The sequence below is a fragment of the Streptomyces sp. NPDC005393 genome, from assembly GCF_040606675.1.
Lineage (GTDB): Bacteria > Actinomycetota > Actinomycetes > Streptomycetales > Streptomycetaceae > Streptomyces.
In genome coordinates, this window is the sequence record NZ_JBEXFG010000006.1 from 108,190 (window position 1) to 125,730 (window position 17,541).

The following is a 17,541-nucleotide window of genomic DNA, read 5'->3' on the forward strand; positions in this document are numbered from 1 at the left end:
CGCTACCGGTAGTCGTCGGCCGTGCCCCGCTTGCCGCCGAAGACGACGTCCCGGAAGTAGCCGAAGGCGTCCGGCCGGGAGCCGTCGAGATCGGTGAACCCGTAGACCTTGGCCAGCTCTCCGCTGGAGACGGACGCGCCGCTCCACCGCGCCCGGTCCGGGTCGGCGGCGAGCGCCGCGACCGCCCGCCCGACGAAGCGCGGCGACTCGGCGACGGCGAAGTGCGGCTCCTTCTCCGTCGCGTCCCGCCAGTTCTCCTCGGTCACCCCGAAGTGGTCGAGCATCTGCTCGGAGCGCAGGAAGCCGGGGGTGATGGCCACCGCTGTGGCGCCGGAGTCCTTCAGCTCCTCCGCCAGTCCGAACGCCATCCGGATCGGGGCGTTCTTGGTGAGGTCGTAGAAGAGGTTCTCGCGGTAGGTCTTGTTGAACTCGGCGGTGCCGTCCGTCACCTCCACCACCAGTCCGCCCGGCTGCCGCACCAGCAGCGGCAGTGCGTAATAGCTGGTGATGAGGTGGGTCTCGACGCCGAGCCGGAGCATCCGCAGCCCGTTCGTCAGGTTCGTCTCCCATGACGGGGTGCCGAACTCGATCAGGGACTCACCGCCCCAGACGTCGTTGACCAGGACATCCAGCCGACCCTGCTCACGATCGATCCGCTCCACCAGCGCCGCCACCTGCTCGGGCACCAGATGGTCGGTCGGGACGGCGATGCCGACCCCGCCCGCCGCCGTGATCAGCTCCGCCGTCTCCTCGATGGTCTCCGTCGTCCGCCCGACCTCGCTGACCTGTTCCCGCGTGGTGCGCCCCGTCGCGTAGACGGTGGCGCCGGCCGCCCCCAGCTCGACGGCCATCGCCCGGCCCGCGCCCCGCGTCGCCCCCGCGACGAGCGCGACCTTGCCCGCCAGTGCGCCGCCCTGTGTGCTCACGTCCATACGTCCTCTCGGTGTGGATGAGGTGTGGCTGCGCATGCGACCCTCGCAAGGAAACCCGACATCTGCTGTCGCATATAACGAGAGGGCCGCATCTGGGCCGCTCCGCGTGCGGGGGCGCAGGTGAGGGCCGATCCTGATCCCGTGATGATGGACGAGACGGAGTTCTGGGGGCTGGTCGACAGCGCTCGGGAGGCCGCTGAGGGCGACCCCGAGGACCAGTCCGACCTGCTCGTCGAGCAGCTGTCACAGCTCGACCCCGACGCCGTGCTGGACTTCGCCCGGCACTTCGAGGCACGCTCCAACCGGGCGTACCGCTGGGATGTGTGGGGCGCCGCCTGGGTGCTGCTGGGCGGCGTCAGCGATGACGCCTTCGAGGCGTTCCGCTACTGGCTGATCGGCCAGGGCCGCGAGGTCTTCGAGGGCGCGCTGCACGATCCGGACGCGCTGGCCGAACTGCTTGAGGACTTCGACGAGCAGGTGGACGGGGACTGCGAGGACCTGGGGTTCGCGGCCGACGAGGCGTATGAGCGGCTGACCGGTGCGCCCCTGCCGGAGCTGGGGCTTCCGGCGCAGCCGGACGAACCGGTCGGGACGGCCATCGACTTCGAGAACGAGGCGGTCCTGGCGGAGCGGTTTCCGCTGCTGTGGGAGCGGTTCAGGGGCTGACGCCCCTCAGCGGTCGAGCCGGCGCCCCATCAGCACATCGTCCACATACGCCCCCTCCAGCACGTACTCCCCCGGCAGCACGCCCTCCACCGCGAACCTCTCGGACTCGTACAGCCGCCGCGCCGGGGCGTTGTGCCCCAGCACCCGCAGCGTGATGCGGATCGCGCCCTGCCGTCGCGCCTCCGCGTACGCCGCGCCGAGCAGCGCCCGCGCGACGCCCCTGCCCCGCGCCTCCTGGTCCACCGCGAGCCCCTGTATCTGGCGGACATGCGCGTTGCAGGCCAGCGGGCTCGCCGGAACGAGACGTATATAGCCGACGGTGTACCCGTCGAGCTCGGCCACGAGGATGTTCTCGGGGCGGTTGCGGTGGGTGAAGAAACGGTCGAACGGTGGCTCCGGCCGAGGCTGTACGGCGTGCAGCGGCGACCAGGTGCGTCGGTCCAGATCGGCCAGCGCCGTCTCGTCGTCGATCACGGCGGGGCGGATGATCAGCTCGGACGGCTCGGGCGGTACGGACGGCTCGGCCATGCGAGCCACTGTGCCACGCGCCCCCCGTCGTCCGACATCCCTCCCAGGATCAAGGGCAGGATGGTGCCATGCGAATCGCGGTCACCGGCTCCTCCGGGCTCATCGGCACGGCTCTCGTCCGCTCGCTGCGCGAGGACGGCCACCAGGTAGTGCGTCTGGTGCGGCGCCCGCCGCGCGGGGAGGAGGAGGTGCAGTGGGATCCGAAGCGGCAGTGGGTGGACACGGCGGGGCTGAGGGGCTGTGAGGCCGTCGTCCATCTCGCGGGCGCGGGCGTCGGCGACCACCGCTGGACCGACGCGTACAAGAAGGAGATCCGCGACAGCCGGGTGCTGGGCACCGCCGCCATCGCCGAGGCGGTGGCCTCGCTGGACGTCCCGCCACGGGTGCTGGTGAGCGGCAGCGCGGTCGGGTACTACGGGGACACCGGGGAGCGCGCGGTGGACGAGAGTGCGCCCCCCGGGCACGGTTTCCTCGCGGACCTCTGCCAGGAGTGGGAGGAGGCGGCGGCCGCGGCACAGGAGGCGGGCGTCCGCACGGTCTTCACCCGCACCGGCCTGGTGATCTCCTCCGAAGGCGGGGCGTGGGGCCGGCTCTTCCCGCTCTTCAAGCTCGGACTCGGCGGGCGGATGGGCAGCGGCCGCCAGTACTGGAGCTTTATCGCTCTGCACGACCACATCGCCGCACTGCGCCACATCCTCGACACGGCCGACCTGTCGGGCCCCGTCAACCTCACGGCGCCCACGCCGGTCACCAATCGCGAGATGACGACGGCCATGGGCCGCGTCCTCCGTCGCCCCACCCCCTTCTCGGTCCCCGCCCCGGCCCTCCGCCTCGCCCTGGGCGAGATGTCCGGTGACGTCCTCGGCAGCGTCCGGGCCCTCCCCCGCCGCCTCCTGGACTCCGCCTTCTCCTTCACCTACCCGCATGTGGACGAGGCCCTGAGGGCGGCGCTGACGTCGGGTTGACGGGGCGGGGGCCGGCTGGACTTCGCTCCGTCGTCGTCCGCGGCGCCGTCTCGCGCCTTCGGCGCCTGGAGCATCGGTCGAGGTGGGGGCGGGGCGCGCGCAGCGTCGCCGTCCGTCGACTCGGTGGCGGGCCGGGCTCCAAACCGGCGCCGCACCACCGTGGTTGCTCCAAGCCGCCGTCCCCGGGCCGGGGGTGCCTCTGCGAAACCGTTTGACGGGATAGTTGCGCCAGATCAAGCGTTTTTTCGGAGGGGGTACCGGGAGCGCGGCTCGGGTCGGCTGCCGACCGACCGTCACCCCGCGACGGCGCGGACCCGGCCCCCACCCCGCCCGCTGCTCCAAGCACAGGTCCGAACCGAATCCGGCACCCGGCCAAGCCGCGTACACCCATCCCCGCGCAGCCGCACAACCGGCACCCCCACCCCCACCCCCACCCCCACCCCCACCCCCGGCGACGCGGCGGCCCCCACCCCGCCCGCTGCTCCCACCACATCAGGCGAGACGAGACCCGCACCCAGCCAAGCCGCGGACCACAAACGGCGGCCGGCACACGACCGACATTCGATCGGCGTGCGACCGGTGTGCGCCCATGCCCGGTCAATGCGCGTCTGTCATCGACCGTTTTTGTCCCTAACGTCATGACCGTCCCGCGTAACCCCTCACGAAGCCGTCTCGCGGGACTCACGCATCCGGGCCGCCGGTCGGGGCTACACGCCCCGCAACGGACACACCCGACCTCGGGGAGGGCACGTGCTCAGCAGCGCGCACCGCACGGACGTCGTCATCGTGGGAGCCGGACTGGCGGGGCTGGCCGCGGCTCAGTCGCTGACCAGCGCCGGAGTGGCGGTCACGGTCCTGGAGGCCGCCCCACGGGTGGGCGGGCGGATGACCACCGACACGGTCGACGGCTTCCGACTGGACCGTACCGGCCAGCTCGTCAACACGTCCTTTCCCGAGCTGCGGCGCACTCCGGGGCTCGGCGCCCTCGCCCTGCGCCCCTTCGCCCAGGGCGTACTGGTCCACAGCGAGGGCCGTACGCACCGGTTCGGCACGCCCCGGAGCATGAGGGGCGCATTCACATCGGCACGCGCCCTCGCGAACGCCGCCCGTGCGCCCCTCGGCGGCGGGCTCGATCAGGCCCGACTCGGTGCCGCGCTCGGCAGGCTCGCCGCCCTGCCCGCGGACCGCCTACTCGCCCGCCCCGACCGGCCGGTCTCCGAGACCCTGGGGGGGCGGGGCCTACCTGCCCGTACCGTCGAGGGGGTGCTGCGCCCGCTGCTCGTCTCGCTGCTGAGCGACCCGGAGTTGACCACCTCCAGCCGCTGCGCCGACCTCGTGCTGCGCGGCTACGCACGCGGCCGGCTCTGCCTTCCGGCAGGTGGCGCGTCGACCGTCCCCGAGCTGCTGGCGGCGGCGCTGCCGCCGGGGACGGTCCGTACGGGCGTACGGGCCGTATCGGCCTCCACCACCACCGTGGCCACCGCCGAACACGGCGAGATCGGCTGCCGTTCGGTGCTGGTGGCCACCGGGGCGCATGCCGCGGCCGAGCTGCTCCCCGGGCTGCGGCTCCCGGCCTTCCACCCGGTCACCGTGGTGCACCACACCGCCGACCGGCCGCCGCTGCGCGAGCCCGCGCTGATCCTCGCCGCGGGCGACCAGGGGCCGGTCACCCACACCACGGTGGCCAGCGAGGTCGATCCCTCGCGCACCCCGCCCGGCCGGGTGCTGATCACCTCCACGGTGCTGGGCACCGCCGCCGCGCTGCCGACCGCCGAACTCGACCGGGCCGCCAGGGCCCAACTGGCGTCCGTATACGGGACCTCCACCGCCGACTGGGAGCTGCTGGCAGCGCACCACGACCCGTACGCGGTCCCGGCCATGCCCGCGCCGCACGATCCCCGGCGGCCGGTGCGGCTGCTGTCGGGGCTGTACGTATGCGGCGATCACCGGGACTCCAGCACGGTGCAGGGCGCGCTGGTCTCCGGCCGCCGCGCCGCCCGCGCGGTCCTCAGCGACTTCGGAGTCCGGCCGGGCGCCGGGACCGGAACCCTCCCGGCCGCGGCGGCCTGACCCCAGATCCCGCGCCGGCCCGAGGAGCGGTACGGGCGGCCCGGACAGCGGGGGCCACCGGGCAGCCGGAGGACCGGAGGCCGGGGGCTACCCCAGCGCCGCCACCCGCTCCCGATACCCCCGTACCGCCGCCGCGTCCCGATACGGCTCCAGCCGGCGCTCGAAGTCCCGTACATAGTCCAGCGCCCGCACCGACCGCATCTCCGACGCCTGCTGCGCCGCCTCCGCCCCCAGCGCACACGCCTGCTCCAGCTCGCCGAGGCCCAGCCGCGCCGTCGCCAGCACCACCCGGCAGAACAGATTGCTGCGCGCGAAACCGGCGCCGCGCAGCTGGAGCGAGCGCTCCGCGTGCTGGGCGGCGGCCCGGTACTGCTGCAGATCGCGGTGGGAGTGGCCGAACTCGTCGGCCAGCTGCGCCTCGTCGAAGAACCGCGCCCAGTACGGCACCTCATCGCCCGGCCGGGCGGTCTCCAGCGCCCGCTCGGCGCGCGCGAGCGAGGCGGTGCAGGCGCGCACCTCGCCCAGGACGCCATGGCCGCGCGCCTCCACCGCGTGCAGCAGCGACTGCAGCACCGGCTGGGCGCCGCCGCCGACCCCCTGCTGGGCCACCCTGGCCAGCTGCACGGCCTCCCGGCCGTGGCCCAGATAGACGGCCTGGCGGCTCATCGTGACCAGCACATAGCTGCCGTACGGACGGTCTCCGGCCGCCTGCGCCAGCCGCAGCGCCTGGACGAAGTACCGCTGCGCCAGACCGTGGGCGGCGATGTCGTACGACGTCCACCCGGCCAGCCGGGTCAGATCCGCGATCGCCGCGAACAGCCGCCGCCCGGTCGACTCGCTGTACGTGCCGCGCAGCATCGGCTCGCCCTCGTGCTCCAGATAGCGCACCAGGGCCTGCCGGGCATGGCCGCCGCCGTACGTCTGGTCCAGCGTCCGGAACAGCTCGCTGACCGAGCGCAGCGCCGCGATGTCGCCCATCGTCACCCGGTGGCCGGGTCCGCGCTGGGCGCGGTCGGTCTGCCGCTGCCGGGGCACGGGCGCCCGGCCCTGGGCGGGGACGCGGACGCCGGCCGGGCCGCCCTGCGCGGACAGCCGCCCGGCCGCGGAGGCCGCCGGTGAGCCCGCGCCCGCACCGGCCGCCGCCCCCGCCGGGGTCCCCGACGGCTCACCGCGCGCCACCCGGTCGTCGGGCCGCCCGATCAGCCAGTCGCGGCTGGGGACCACCAGGCCCGCCGGGGTGAAGGCGATCTTCCGGAGCTCCGCGTGGCTGCCGGAGTCCTTCCGCCACAGCCCGCTGACGATGTCCACCGCCTCCTGTGGGGTGGCGGCGAACTCCAGCCCCGCGTAGACGGGGGCACAGGCGTCGAGGCCCAGGTCCTGTGCCGTCAGCCGGCGCCCGAGGCGGCGGGTGAACACCTCGGCGATCAGCGCCGGGGTGGTGCCGCGCGGCTGCTGCCCGCGCAGCCATCGCGTCACCGATGTTTTGTCGTACCGCAGGTCGAGGCCGTGCTCCAGCCCGAGCTGGTCCACCCGCCGGGCGAGCCCGGCGTTGGAGAAGCCCGCCTCGGCGATGAGCGCGGCGAGCTGACGATTGGGAATGCGCTGCGGGGGTCGTTCCGTCATCAGCTTGCCGGTCTCCCTGATCGCTCTGTGGAACGGCGCGAATTTAACCTTCGCTAGAGCGCTGATCGCGAACGTCGGGCGGCATTCATCCGATCGTGTGAGAACGAGCCGAATGGGGACTGAACAGCGCACGGTCGTACAGTGGCGGAGGCGCGGCCGTAAGGCTCCGCCACTCAACTGGACGAGGGCCGTAGAGGAGCTTCCCGTGACCGCCGTGACCGCATCTTCGGAGCCGGGGGCGACCCCCGGCTCTCAAGCGCTGCGCTACATCCATCTGGGCTTCGGGGCGGACGCCGTCGACTACGAGGAGGCGTGGCAGGAGCAGCGCCGGGTGCACGCCGCCCGCTTCGCGGACGAGATCCCGGACACCTGTCTGCTGCTGGAGCACCCGGCGGTCTACACGGCGGGGCGGCGCACGGCCGACAACGAGCGCCCGCTGGACGGCACCCCGGTGGTGGACGTGGACCGCGGCGGCAAGATCACCTGGCATGGCCCCGGCCAGCTGGTCGGCTATCCGATCCTCAAGCTGCCGCGCCCGGTGGATGTGATCGCGCATGTCCGCCGTCTGGAGGAGGCGCTGCTGCGGACCTGCGCCGAGTTCGGTGTGGAGACGACCCGGGTGGAGGGCCGCAGCGGGGTGTGGGTGCTGGGGGACCCGGTGGACCAGCGCCCGGCGCTCGGCGGGCTGAAGCTGGACTTCGACCCCCGGGTGGACGACGAGGAGTTCGATCCGCGGCTGAACGGCCCGGAGTACGCCCCGTCCAACGCCGGTCAGCGCCGCGAGGACCGCAAGCTCGCCGCCATCGGCGTACGCATCGCCAAGGGCGTGACCATGCACGGCTTCGCACTCAACTGCAATCCGGACAACACCTGGTTCGACCGGATCGTGCCGTGCGGCATCCGCGACGCGGGCGTGACCTCGCTCTCGGAGGAGCTGGGGCGGGATGTGCCGGTGTCCGAGGTGATCCCGGTGGTCGAGAAGCATCTGCGGGCGGTTCTGGACACCTCGGTCCCGTTGCCCCGGGCGGTCTAGGGCCCGCGGTCGCCACGGTGCGTGACCGGGAATGCGCCCCCGGACGCACCCGCACCGGTTGCCCTGGACGTGTATCCGTACGAATGACGGGCGTACCCTGGTGACCGCCGACGATTCGAAAGCTGCGCCAGCAAAGTCGCCAAGCCGAGCCGCCAAGCAAAGAGGAGTGCCGGACGTGTCCGCAGTCGCACCCGACGGGCGCAAGATGCTGCGCCTGGAGGTCCGGAACAGCCAGACCCCCATCGAGCGCAAGCCCGAGTGGATCAAGACCCGGGCGAAGATGGGTCCCGAGTACACCGAGCTGCACGGCCTGGTGAAGCGCGAGGGCCTGCACACGGTGTGCCAGGAGGCTGGCTGTCCGAACATCTACGAGTGCTGGGAGGACCGCGAGGCGACCTTCCTCATCGGCGGCGACCAGTGCACCAGGCGCTGTGACTTCTGCCAGATCGACACCGGCAAGCCGCAGGCCCTGGACCGCGACGAGCCGCGCCGAGTGGCCGAATCCGTACAGACGATGGAGCTGAAATACGCCACCATCACCGGTGTAGCCCGCGACGATCTGGAGGACGGCGGCGCCTGGCTGTACGCGGAGACCGTCCGCCAGATCCACGAGCTGATGCCCGGCACCGGCGTCGAGCTGCTGATCCCCGACTTCAACGCGGAGCCCGACCAGCTCGCCGAGGTCTTCTCCTCCCGTCCCGAGGTGCTCGCGCACAACGTGGAGACGGTGCCGCGGATCTTCAAGCGCATCCGCCCCGGCTTCCGCTACGAGCGTTCGCTGGAGGTCATCACCAAGGCGCGTGAGGCGGGCCTGGTCACCAAGTCCAATCTGATCCTGGGCATGGGCGAGGAGCGGGAGGAAATCAGCCAGGCGCTGCAGGACCTCCATGACGCGGGCTGCGAGCTGATCACCATCACGCAGTATCTGCGCCCCTCCGCCCGGCACCACCCGGTGGAGCGCTGGGTCAAGCCGCAGGAGTTCGTCGAGCTCAAGGAGGAGGCGGACGAGATCGGCTACGCCGGTGTCATGTCCGGCCCCCTCGTCCGTTCGTCGTACCGGGCGGGCCGCCTCTACCAGCAGGCCGTCGAGCGGCGTAACGTCACGGTGGCCTCACAGGCTGTGTGACCACCACGCTCCGCGTCGGTGTGAGCAACACGCTGTGTGAGTACCGGCACACCATACGCACCACGGCCCGCGCACTTCCGCAGGTCAAGGGCAGAGTACGGGCCGCGTCCAGGCTTCATCGGTGTTTGACCGACCGGTCACGCACTGGTAACACCATTGGGTAACGATTAAGCCACGCACCGCTTATCGGTGCATGCGTTGTGATCATCCGCCGCTTCCGAGGGGTACCCCATGCCGGCTGCGCCCGTACGCCCGTCCGTCACCGACGCGCTGCTCGCTCTGGAGGGTCTGCTGCTGCGCGGCGGGCAGCGCACCGCCCGCCGCAACGCCTGGACCGCGGTGCTCGAGGACCGGCGCCGGGCCAAGGACCGACACGAGGCCGAGCATGTACTGGAGGCCGTGTCCACCGGGGCTTCTCAGGCCACGTAAACTTCGCTGTATGGCGAGGAAGGAAACATCCGAGAACCCCGGGCGACTGAAGCAGATCGCCCTGACCTACAAGATGACCAAGAAGGTCGACTCGAAGGTCGGTCTTGTCGTCGCTGGCGTGGGAATCGTCACCTTCGGTGTCCTCCTCGCCATCGGCTTCGTGATCGATCACCCGATCTTCCTGGGCATCCTGGGCTTCGTCCTGGCCTTCCTCGCGATGGCGATCGTTTTCGGCCGGCGTGCCGAGCGGGCGGCCTTCGGACAGATGGAGGGCCAGCCGGGAGCGGCTGCCGCCGTACTGGAGAACGTGGGCCGCGGCTGGTCGGTGACCCCCGCGGTGGCCATGAACCGCAACCAGGACGTCATCCACCGGGCCGTGGGCAAGGCGGGCATCGTGCTGGTCGGCGAGGGCAACCCGAACCGGCTCAAGGGCATGCTGGCCGCCGAGAAGAAGCGGATGGCGCGCATCGTCTCGGACGTGCCGGTGCACGATGTGATCGTGGGCTCCGGCGAGGGCCAGGTGGAGATCAAGAAACTCCGCGCCACGCTGCTGAAGCTGCCGCGGGTGCTGCCGGGCGCGCAGGTGACGGTGGTGAACGACCGGCTGCGGGCCTTGGGCGACATGATGAGCAACATGCCGATCCCGAAGGGCCCGATGCCGAAGGGCATGCGGATGCCGAAGGGACGCTGACCGCGCCCGTAACACGGTGCATACCAACGCATACGAGGGCGGCCCGGGACGGAATCCCGGGCCGCCCTCGTATGCGATCCCTGGCCGTATGCAATCCCTGCCCGCGCTACACCCGCACCTGGACGGCGCGGGAGAGCCGGTCGTGCAGCCCGCGGGTGTCCCGGTCCCAGACCACCGCGGGGATGACGAGCACCAGCAGCACGCTGCGCAGCACGGCCCGCGGCAGGCTCAGCCGTACCCCGCCCTCGCCGATCACCCGCAGCTTCAGCAGCAGCTTGCCGGGGGTGGCGCCGACGGTGCCCACGGTGACCAGGCTCAGCACCAGGAAGACGAGAAGCGCCCAGTTTCCGGCGGCCTGCGCGTTACGGCCGGACAGCAGCGCGTACGAGACGAGCAGGCACAGGGCCCAGTCGATGAAGAGCGCCCCGAAGCGGCGCCCGAGCGGCGCGATGGCGCCGGGTCCGCTCTCGGGCAGCCCCAGCCCCTGGCCCCGGTAGCCCAGGTCGACGCCCATGTCCTCGGCGGCCGCGCGGGGCCCGGAGAGCCACGATCCGATTGCTTGCCTCTTGTCCACCCGACTACGTTACTGCGACCGCGTACGTTCCCCTCGGGGCGGGCCCGGATCAGGGCCGCGTGAACCCCGTGCGGCCCCGCACATCGCCCGCGAGCCGGTTAACCTGGGTGAAACAAATGGGTCATGCCCGGGAAATCCCGTCTGCCTAAGGTCGGCGGAAGCGCGCCACCGCACATGGACCGCGCGACCGGACAAATCCCCGTCCCCCCGCGGCCGGGCTAGGAGGAGTTGGATGTTCCAGAACGCCGACGACGCTCGGAAGTTCATCTCGGATGAGGACGTCAAGTTCGTCGACGTCCGATTCTGCGACCTTCCCGGCGTCATGCAGCACTTCACGGTTCCGGCGCAGGCGTTCGACCCGAACGAGGAGCTGGCGTTCGACGGCTCGTCGATCCGTGGCTTCCAGGCCATTCACGAGTCCGACATGGCTCTGCGCGCGGACCTCTCGACGGCGCGTGTCGACCCGTTCCGCCGGGACAAGACCCTCAACATCAACTTCTTCATCCATGACCCGATCACGGGTGAGCAGTACAGCCGCGACCCGCGGAACATCGCCAAGAAGGCCGAGGCCTACCTCGCCTCCACCGGCATCGCGGACACCGCGTACTTCGGCCCCGAGGCCGAGTTCTACGTCTTCGACAGCGTGCGCTTCGAGACCAAGGCGAACGAGTCCTTCTACCACATCGACTCCGAGGCGGGCGCCTGGAACACGGGTGCGCTGGAGGACAACCGCGGCTACAAGGTCCGCTACAAGGGCGGCTACTTCCCGACCCCGCCGGTCGACCACTTCGCCGACCTGCGCGCCGAGATCTCCCTCGAGCTGGACAAGGCCGGCCTCCAGGTCGAGCGCCAGCACCACGAGGTGGGCACCGCCGGCCAGGCCGAGATCAACTACAAGTTCAACACGCTGCTGGCCGCGGCCGACGATCTCATGCTTTTCAAGTACATCGTCAAGAACGTCGCCTGGAAGAACGGCAAGACCGCGACCTTCATGCCGAAGCCGATCTTCGGCGACAACGGCTCGGGCATGCACGTCCACCAGTCGCTGTGGCAGGGCGGCTCCCCGCTCTTCTACGACGAGCAGGGCTACGCCGGCCTCTCGGACATGGCCCGCTACTACATCGGCGGCATCCTCAAGCACGCCCCGTCGCTGCTGGCCTTCACCAACCCGACGGTGAACTCCTACCACCGCCTGGTCCCCGGCTTCGAGGCCCCGGTCAACCTGGTGTACTCGCAGCGTAACCGCTCCGCCGCGATGCGTATCCCGATCACCGGCTCCAACCCGAAGGCCAAGCGCGTCGAATTCCGCGCCCCGGACTCCTCGGGCAACCCGTACCTGGCCTTCTCGGCCCTGCTCCTGGCCGGCCTCGACGGCATCAAGAACAAGATCGAGCCGGCCGAGCCGATCGACAAGGACCTCTACGAGCTCGCCCCCGAAGAGCACGCGGGCGTCCCCCAGGTCCCGACCTCCCTCCCGGCCGTCCTCGACTCCCTCGAGGCCGACCACGAGTTCCTCCTCCAGGGCGGTGTCTTCACCTCCGACCTGATCGAGACCTGGATCGAGTACAAGCGCACCAACGAGATCGCCCCGCTCCAGCTGCGGCCGCACCCGCACGAGTTCGAGCTCTACTTCGACGTCTAAAGAGCATGGTCGGCCGACCTGGGCGGAAACCCTGGAAACATGCCGTGACCTGCGAGAACTCTGCTCAGTAGTTCTCATCGTCACCGCTTGCTTTCCACCCCCTTGTGCACCGAGTGTGCACCGGACGGCCAATCCTCTGACTTGGTGTCAGGAACTACAGCGAGGGCCGCTACCCCAGAGCCGGGGTAGCGGCCCTCGCTGGCTCGTCGAGGCTGTGGGGCGGCGGCAGCCTTCTGGGCTCTTAAGGGGCCTTACTTGACTCTCGCCGCGTCTCGGTTGGTTCCATACCGGTTCAACCACGGGGGAACACCGAGCCGTTTGCGGGCGGATCCGGCCAGTTCGGACGGGTGCTGCCCGACCCCTCCGACTCTGAGCGCGTTTCCGCCCGCATTCGAGGGCGCCTCTCAAAGCGGCGATCTGCTGCGGAGGCTGGCACCGGGCGCCCATGCTGTACGGCATGAAGCCGAAGCTGAGCCGCTACCTAAAGTGGACCGTCGCCATTGTCGTTCTTGTCGGCTACGGCCTGCTCCTTTGGCAAGGCCCCTGGATCCTTGATGGCTCTCACATACGTAGTCACTCTTTGCAGCCTGCCGACGGCGTCGTTATCACTGGCGTTCGCACCATGCTGGTTGCGATGGGGGCAGCGGTCGTTGCCGGCATGGGCCTCATTTACACGCACCGAAATCATGAAATCGCTCGCGAGCAATTCCTGACAACCCAGAAGCATTCCTCCTAGCTCAAAAGCAGTTCGAGCACGCACAGGACCAATTTGCCCAGACTCAACAGAAGGATCGCGATCAGGCGAATATATCCCGCGAAGCGAGCGCGCCGCCGCTTGCGAGGGAGGTAATCTGCGCATCCGTCGGGCTACCTGCTCTGCAGGCGCCCTACTCGTACGCCCAGGATCGGCCGGTCTGGCGGTACTCCTCCACGGGGATCGGCTCGACCCCAGGCAACATGCGTGCGGTGTAGAGCAGGCCGTCGAGGTGGTCGACCTCGTGGTGGATGAGTCTGGCGAGGCCACGCTCGTACACAGTGGTCACGGTCTCGCCGGCCAGGGCCGTGGTCTCGACAGTGATCTTCAGGGGGCGCAGGACGAGGCCGCGAACGTCGAAGAAGCTCAGGCAACCCTCGTACTGCTCATCCGTCTGACCGGAGCGGGTGGTGATCCGCGGGTTGAGCAGGGTGATGGCGGGACCGTCGCCAGGCGGTTGGACGATCGCAGCGGCGCGTGCGACGCCAATCTGCGGGGCGGCGATGCCCATGCCCTTGGCGAAGGGGTGGACCTGACCGATCCGTTCCATGGCGGCGAAGAGCTCGTCTGTGATGCGTTCTGCCTCGTCGCGTTCGGCGGGCAGGTCGAAGGCGCGAGCCGGTTCGGAGAGGATGCCGGCACCGTGTTGGACGACGCCGAGGTCTCGCATCTGCTGGCTGGGCCGCACGTCAATCACCTGAACTCCCCTTGATCTGAGTCGCGTTCGGTCCGTGCTCGAAACCGCCACTCCAGACGGTACCGAGCGTGCAGGGCGGGTGTAGTCGTGATCCACGTGAATTGCCGTAGTTCACCGTCGTCACTGCGGACGGGAGGGGTTCGCAGCGGGGAGGCTTCGGCGGTCATGGAGGTTTCGGTGCCCCACACGACGGGGTCGAGGGCGGCAGGGAAGGCGAGCTGGACTTCGAGTTGTTCGGTGGGCAGGCGGACGGCTCGCTGAAACCAGTTGCCCCACTTGTCATCGCCGACGGTGTAGGCGTACTCGATCCACACGGACTCGCCGGGATAGAGGGGGAAGCGGCCGTGTTCGTTGTCGAACAGCAGCCACACCTCCTTGAAGGCGTCGCGGACGTGCTTGGCCTGCCACCGCATCGCCTCGCCCCGGCAGGTGGCGGTGAGGTCGAGTTCCTCCCAGGTCAGTGGGTGGGCTCGGTAGTGCGCGTTCGATTGCTCAGGGTCGCCGGGGTAGCGGTCCACGGAGATGCGGATCAGATAGCGGGTCACCGGCTCCTCACCGGTGTTCCGCAGCCGTCGGCGCATGGTCAGCCGGTACGAGGTGCCGTCGTACTGGAGCCGTGCCGCGTCGTGTTCGACGACGAGGGCCGATCCGGTCGCATACGGCTGTTCGGGCCCGCGCTGGGCGGGCGGCGGCGCTGCCGGCCGCCGGGTACGGGCCTTTGCCTGCTCGTAGTCACACCAGCGTCTCCAGATCGCCTTCCCGGCATTCAGTGCCTCGTCGGCGAGACGCGAGAACTCCTCACTGGGCTTGTGGCGGCCCGACTCCACGTGGCTGACGTAGGACGGGTCGAAGCCCATGGCCAGCGCTAACGTGTCCCAGGCGGCAACGATGTGCGGGTCGGTGTGCTCGTCCCGCCGGCCCGGGCCGAAGTCGGCCAAGGACGTGCCGCTCTCCTGGGAGCAGACGGACGACCTGCGCAAGCAGGGCGGGCTCTGACTGTCGTCCCACGTCGAAGATGGCGTCGCGTCCACGAACCGAGGGAATCGGCAGCAAAAAGCCATCGCGACGCCCCATACAGGGCTGGTAGCAATTGACGATGTCGACTGAAGCCCTTGACCCGATGGAACGTCTCTTGGCCGAGCGAGCTTGCGAGCGTCTGATCGTCGAGTTCGTGCGTCGCCTTGACTTGGGAGATCCAGGCGGCGTCGCGGACCTCTTCACGCCTGACGGGGTGTGGGAGTGGCCTCACGGCGACCGCAGGGTGGAGGGGCATGAGGCGCTCCGCAACTACTTCGGTTCGCGACCCAAGGACCGGCTGTCACGGCGCATGGCGACGAACATCCTGGTCACGGTGAATTCTGCGTCGGCGGCCACCGCCACCTCTTACTTCGCCACTTACCGAGTCGACGGCTACACCGACGGCATGGTGCCCCCAAGGCTCCCCGCGAACGTGGGCCACTACGAGGACACGTTCCGGAAGATCGATGACACCTGGTTCCTAGCCAACCGAGTCACGCTCCTACCATTCGGCGGAGAGACGGTGCGTCTCAGCCACCCCGACCAATCATGACTGCGGGGCCCAACCCGGCTATGTCCGTCCGCCGCCGTCGCGCTGGCCCCGCGACTTCACCACGAACCCACGGACCCGACGTTGCGAGGCACGGCGACAGACCCTCGGGTTCCCGCCGAGAACCCTTCAGTTTTCGCGAACTCGCGGGGCACGAGGCCCTCGGGACTGGTGGGCTCGCATGTTGAGGTGTCGCGTATTCCTTGTCGCTGAGAGCTCGGTCTCACGTTGAGTGACGTGAGACCGAGATGCGGTCGGCTCCTATTCCTCGTCGAGGAGGATGTTGGCGAGCTCTTCCACCTTCTCGGTGATGACCTGGAGCTTCTCGGCGTCCCGCGAGGTGTTCATGCGGCGAAGTGCGACCTCGGCTGCCTTGCTGCTGCCGTCGCGAAACACGGCGTCGACGACGGCGGCAGCAGGGGTGCCGCGCTTGTAGAGAGTGATGACGGCGTACTGCTCACCGGGGATATCGGCGGGCAGGTGGGCGAGCCCGAGGCCGTCGAGGCGGCGACTGATGCTGGCGCGGACGTGAACGCCGAGGCGGCCGGCTTGCTCCAGGTCACGCAGAAGCCACATGACGACGCGAAGAACGCCGCCAGCCTCTTCGACGGCTTGCCGCAGTTCCTCCCAGCTCCCGACGCGGTCGCCAGCGTCGCCTTCGGTGAGGTCGAGCACAGGTGTAGCCATAAGAAGCCCCCCAACTTTGAAGCCAAAGAAAAATTCTGACTTCAGATTATCCTTGCGGATTTGTTTCGTCCAGAGGCTGGTGCCAACCGATCGACCGCTGATGGTCGCCGGGGGCGTATCGGCTCCAGGTTCCGCCGGCCTCGGTGACCAGCCGACTGGCGGTCTTGTCGTGGTAGCCGAGTGCCGTCGCGATGACGGGGGCTGGGGCCTGGAGGACGAGTTGGCGGATTGCGGAAGTCCTGCCGCGCTGCGGAGGGACGCCGATCTCGCGAAGGTGAGCCTGGAGGCTGACCGGGTTCATCGGTTGCCCTGGCTGGCGCCCGGGGAAGAGCCATCGGGCACTTCTGCTGCTGGCATAGGGCAGGTGACCGCGGGAGCGGACGTAGGCCCGCGTCAGTTCGGCGACGGGCTCCGGGAGGGGAGACGGTGGATCTCCCAGGCGAAGGGCGAGGGTGGTGCCGTCGTCGGTGATGTCGTCGATGGTGAGGCGAACGATGCGGCTCACGGGCTGGGCGTAGAGGAGAACGAGTGCGGCAACGATGCGGCTCCGCAGAGACAGGGAGTCGTCGTTGAGGACCCGTCGGAGCATGGCGAGGCGGCGGTGTTGATGTAGGGGCGCCTGGTCCTGGGGGATGACCTGGGGTGGAAGGGTGCGGCGGGGCATCCGGCACGTCTTCATGCACCAGCGGAGGAAGGTCTGTGCTGGACGCCGGGTGGCAAGCTTCTCGGTGTGCCAGGCGTCGAGGTCGGTTTGCCGACAGTACTCGATGGCGCGGCCTCGGTCGGCGAGCCAGATAAGGAAGGCGCCGGCCTGGGTGGTCTCCTGCTTGGCCTGGTGTGTTTGGGAGCGTCCTAGCGGCCCCTTCTCCGCCGTGGCCCGTAGGCGGCGCATCTGGTGCCAGGTGGCGAAGTGCCGGAGAAGCCGGTGGTGTTCGAGATCCTGGATGGTGGCGAGCCGTTCGGTCAGCCAGCGCTGATAGAGCAGGATTTGACGGTCGACGCGTGGCAGGACACCGCTGTCCATCAGCAGGTCGCGCAGGTGGGTAACGGTTCGCCAGGGTGTCTCTTGGCGCAGCCCTCGTGGGTGAGCGGGATGGTGCCGGTGGCCAGGCCCCGGAGGAGACGGACGACGTTGGGGTTGCGGAGCCAGATCAGGCGGCTCTTGGGCCGGTCCATCTCCAGCAGGGTGGTGACCAGTGGTTGCAGCGAAGGGGCGACGTTGCCGGTGCCGTCATCCAGGTGGCGGGCGAGCGTGTCGGCGAGGGTGCACCGTTCGCAGAGGCGCCCGCCGAGCAAGAGCCCTTCGAAGCCACAGCGGTCGCAGAAGAAGTCGCGGACGATGCCCGCGCAATCGCGGCAGATCGGTGTGCCGGCGGTGTCCCGGCCCGGCAGCAGCCGGTCGGCTCGGCAACCGGGGCAGCGGCCACGGACGCGCATCGCGCGTTCGTAGCAGGTTCGGCAGATCGGGCCGTCCGACCACTCGACGGACTTCGAGGCCCGACGGCCGCAGCGTGCGCAGTCGCGGACGTGCCACCGCTCGTACTCCTCCGGCGTCAC

General features: G+C 69.9%; 19 protein-coding genes. 10 read left to right on the forward strand and 9 right to left on the reverse strand.

The window, feature by feature from the left end; genetic code table 11:
* Positions 1-2: 2 nt before the first annotated feature.
* Positions 3-932: an SDR family oxidoreductase gene (locus tag ABZS71_RS08800; protein ID WP_355850150.1), complete on the reverse strand. Its 930-nt coding sequence runs from the start codon at positions 930-932 to the stop codon at positions 3-5.
* A gap of 147 nt (positions 933-1,079) precedes the next feature.
* Here ABZS71_RS08800 and ABZS71_RS08805 point away from each other — a divergent pair, with 147 nt between their 5' ends.
* Positions 1,080-1,598: a DUF4240 domain-containing protein gene (locus tag ABZS71_RS08805; protein WP_356208535.1), complete on the forward strand. Its 519-nt coding sequence runs from the start codon at positions 1,080-1,082 to the stop codon at positions 1,596-1,598.
* Positions 1,599-1,604: 6 nt separating this feature from the next.
* Here the strand turns inward: ABZS71_RS08805 and ABZS71_RS08810 are convergent, their stop codons facing one another.
* A complete protein-coding gene (locus ABZS71_RS08810; protein WP_356208469.1) occupies positions 1,605-2,126 on the reverse strand; it encodes a GNAT family N-acetyltransferase in 522 nt (173 codons plus the stop codon).
* A 68-nt stretch (positions 2,127-2,194) separates the two neighbouring features.
* Between ABZS71_RS08810 and ABZS71_RS08815 the strand changes: the two genes are divergently transcribed.
* A complete protein-coding gene (locus ABZS71_RS08815; RefSeq protein WP_356208471.1) occupies positions 2,195-3,091 on the forward strand; it encodes a TIGR01777 family oxidoreductase in 897 nt (298 codons plus the stop codon).
* Between the two features lie 750 nt (positions 3,092-3,841).
* Entirely contained in the window at positions 3,842-5,161 is a 1,320-nt protein-coding gene (locus tag ABZS71_RS08820) for an NAD(P)/FAD-dependent oxidoreductase (protein WP_356208472.1), read from the forward strand.
* A gap of 87 nt (positions 5,162-5,248) precedes the next feature.
* Here ABZS71_RS08820 and ABZS71_RS08825 read toward each other — a convergent pair whose 3' ends face one another.
* Entirely contained in the window at positions 5,249-6,784 is a 1,536-nt protein-coding gene (locus ABZS71_RS08825) for a regulator (RefSeq protein ID WP_356208474.1), read from the reverse strand.
* A 205-nt stretch (positions 6,785-6,989) separates the two neighbouring features.
* Between ABZS71_RS08825 and lipB the strand changes: the two genes are divergently transcribed.
* The 4 genes from lipB to ABZS71_RS08845 all read left to right on the forward strand — a co-directional run bounded on the left by lipB (position 6,990) and on the right by ABZS71_RS08845 (position 10,063).
* Positions 6,990-7,817, forward strand: coding sequence for a lipoyl(octanoyl) transferase LipB (gene lipB, locus ABZS71_RS08830; protein ID WP_355850164.1), 828 nt, complete (start codon positions 6,990-6,992; stop codon positions 7,815-7,817).
* Between the two features lie 175 nt (positions 7,818-7,992).
* Complete coding sequence (gene lipA, locus ABZS71_RS08835; protein ID WP_355850167.1) at positions 7,993-8,943, forward strand: lipoyl synthase; 951 nt, start codon at positions 7,993-7,995, stop codon at positions 8,941-8,943.
* A gap of 231 nt (positions 8,944-9,174) precedes the next feature.
* Positions 9,175-9,372: a hypothetical protein gene (locus tag ABZS71_RS08840; protein ID WP_355850170.1), complete on the forward strand. Its 198-nt coding sequence runs from the start codon at positions 9,175-9,177 to the stop codon at positions 9,370-9,372.
* A gap of 10 nt (positions 9,373-9,382) precedes the next feature.
* Entirely contained in the window at positions 9,383-10,063 is a 681-nt protein-coding gene (locus ABZS71_RS08845) for a DUF4191 domain-containing protein (protein ID WP_356208475.1), read from the forward strand.
* A 106-nt stretch (positions 10,064-10,169) separates the two neighbouring features.
* Here ABZS71_RS08845 and ABZS71_RS08850 read toward each other — a convergent pair whose 3' ends face one another.
* Positions 10,170-10,637: an RDD family protein gene (locus tag ABZS71_RS08850; protein ID WP_355850176.1), complete on the reverse strand. Its 468-nt coding sequence runs from the start codon at positions 10,635-10,637 to the stop codon at positions 10,170-10,172.
* A 232-nt stretch (positions 10,638-10,869) separates the two neighbouring features.
* Between ABZS71_RS08850 and glnA the strand changes: the two genes are divergently transcribed.
* Positions 10,870-12,279: a type I glutamate--ammonia ligase gene (glnA, locus tag ABZS71_RS08855; protein WP_355850179.1), complete on the forward strand. Its 1,410-nt coding sequence runs from the start codon at positions 10,870-10,872 to the stop codon at positions 12,277-12,279.
* 457 nt (positions 12,280-12,736) lie between these two features.
* On the forward strand, positions 12,737-13,015 hold the full coding sequence (locus ABZS71_RS08860) for a hypothetical protein (RefSeq protein ID WP_356208477.1): 279 nt from the start codon (positions 12,737-12,739) through the stop codon (positions 13,013-13,015).
* Between the two features lie 151 nt (positions 13,016-13,166).
* Here ABZS71_RS08860 and ABZS71_RS08865 read toward each other — a convergent pair whose 3' ends face one another.
* Both ABZS71_RS08865 and ABZS71_RS08870 read right to left on the reverse strand, forming a co-directional pair.
* Positions 13,167-13,730, reverse strand: coding sequence for a peptide deformylase (locus ABZS71_RS08865; RefSeq protein WP_356208479.1), 564 nt, complete (start codon positions 13,728-13,730; stop codon positions 13,167-13,169).
* On the reverse strand, positions 13,727-14,668 hold the full coding sequence (locus tag ABZS71_RS08870) for a helix-turn-helix transcriptional regulator (RefSeq protein WP_356208481.1): 942 nt from the start codon (positions 14,666-14,668) through the stop codon (positions 13,727-13,729). Before ABZS71_RS08870 ends, ABZS71_RS08865 begins: the two co-directional genes overlap by 4 nt.
* A 158-nt stretch (positions 14,669-14,826) precedes the next feature.
* Between ABZS71_RS08870 and ABZS71_RS08875 the strand changes: the two genes are divergently transcribed.
* Positions 14,827-15,300 (forward strand): nuclear transport factor 2 family protein, encoded by a 474-nt coding sequence (locus tag ABZS71_RS08875; RefSeq protein ID WP_356208483.1) that lies wholly within the window; start codon positions 14,827-14,829, stop codon positions 15,298-15,300.
* Between the two features lie 258 nt (positions 15,301-15,558).
* Here the strand turns inward: ABZS71_RS08875 and ABZS71_RS08880 are convergent, their stop codons facing one another.
* The 3 genes from ABZS71_RS08880 to ABZS71_RS08890 are packed head-to-tail and all read right to left on the reverse strand — an operon-like array spanning position 15,559 to position 17,541.
* The gene (locus ABZS71_RS08880; RefSeq protein ID WP_356208484.1) at positions 15,559-15,972 is read right to left on the reverse strand and encodes a hypothetical protein; all 414 of its coding nucleotides are present in this window, start codon (positions 15,970-15,972) and stop codon (positions 15,559-15,561) included.
* Positions 15,973-16,030: 58 nt separating this feature from the next.
* The gene (locus ABZS71_RS08885) at positions 16,031-17,008 is read right to left on the reverse strand and encodes a hypothetical protein (protein ID WP_356208485.1); all 978 of its coding nucleotides are present in this window, start codon (positions 17,006-17,008) and stop codon (positions 16,031-16,033) included.
* Positions 17,008-17,541 carry a hypothetical protein gene (locus ABZS71_RS08890; protein WP_356208486.1) on the reverse strand — a complete coding sequence of 178 codons (534 nt, stop codon included), beginning with the start codon at positions 17,539-17,541 and terminating at the stop codon, positions 17,008-17,010. The genes ABZS71_RS08885 and ABZS71_RS08890 overlap by 1 nt, the downstream gene beginning before the upstream one ends.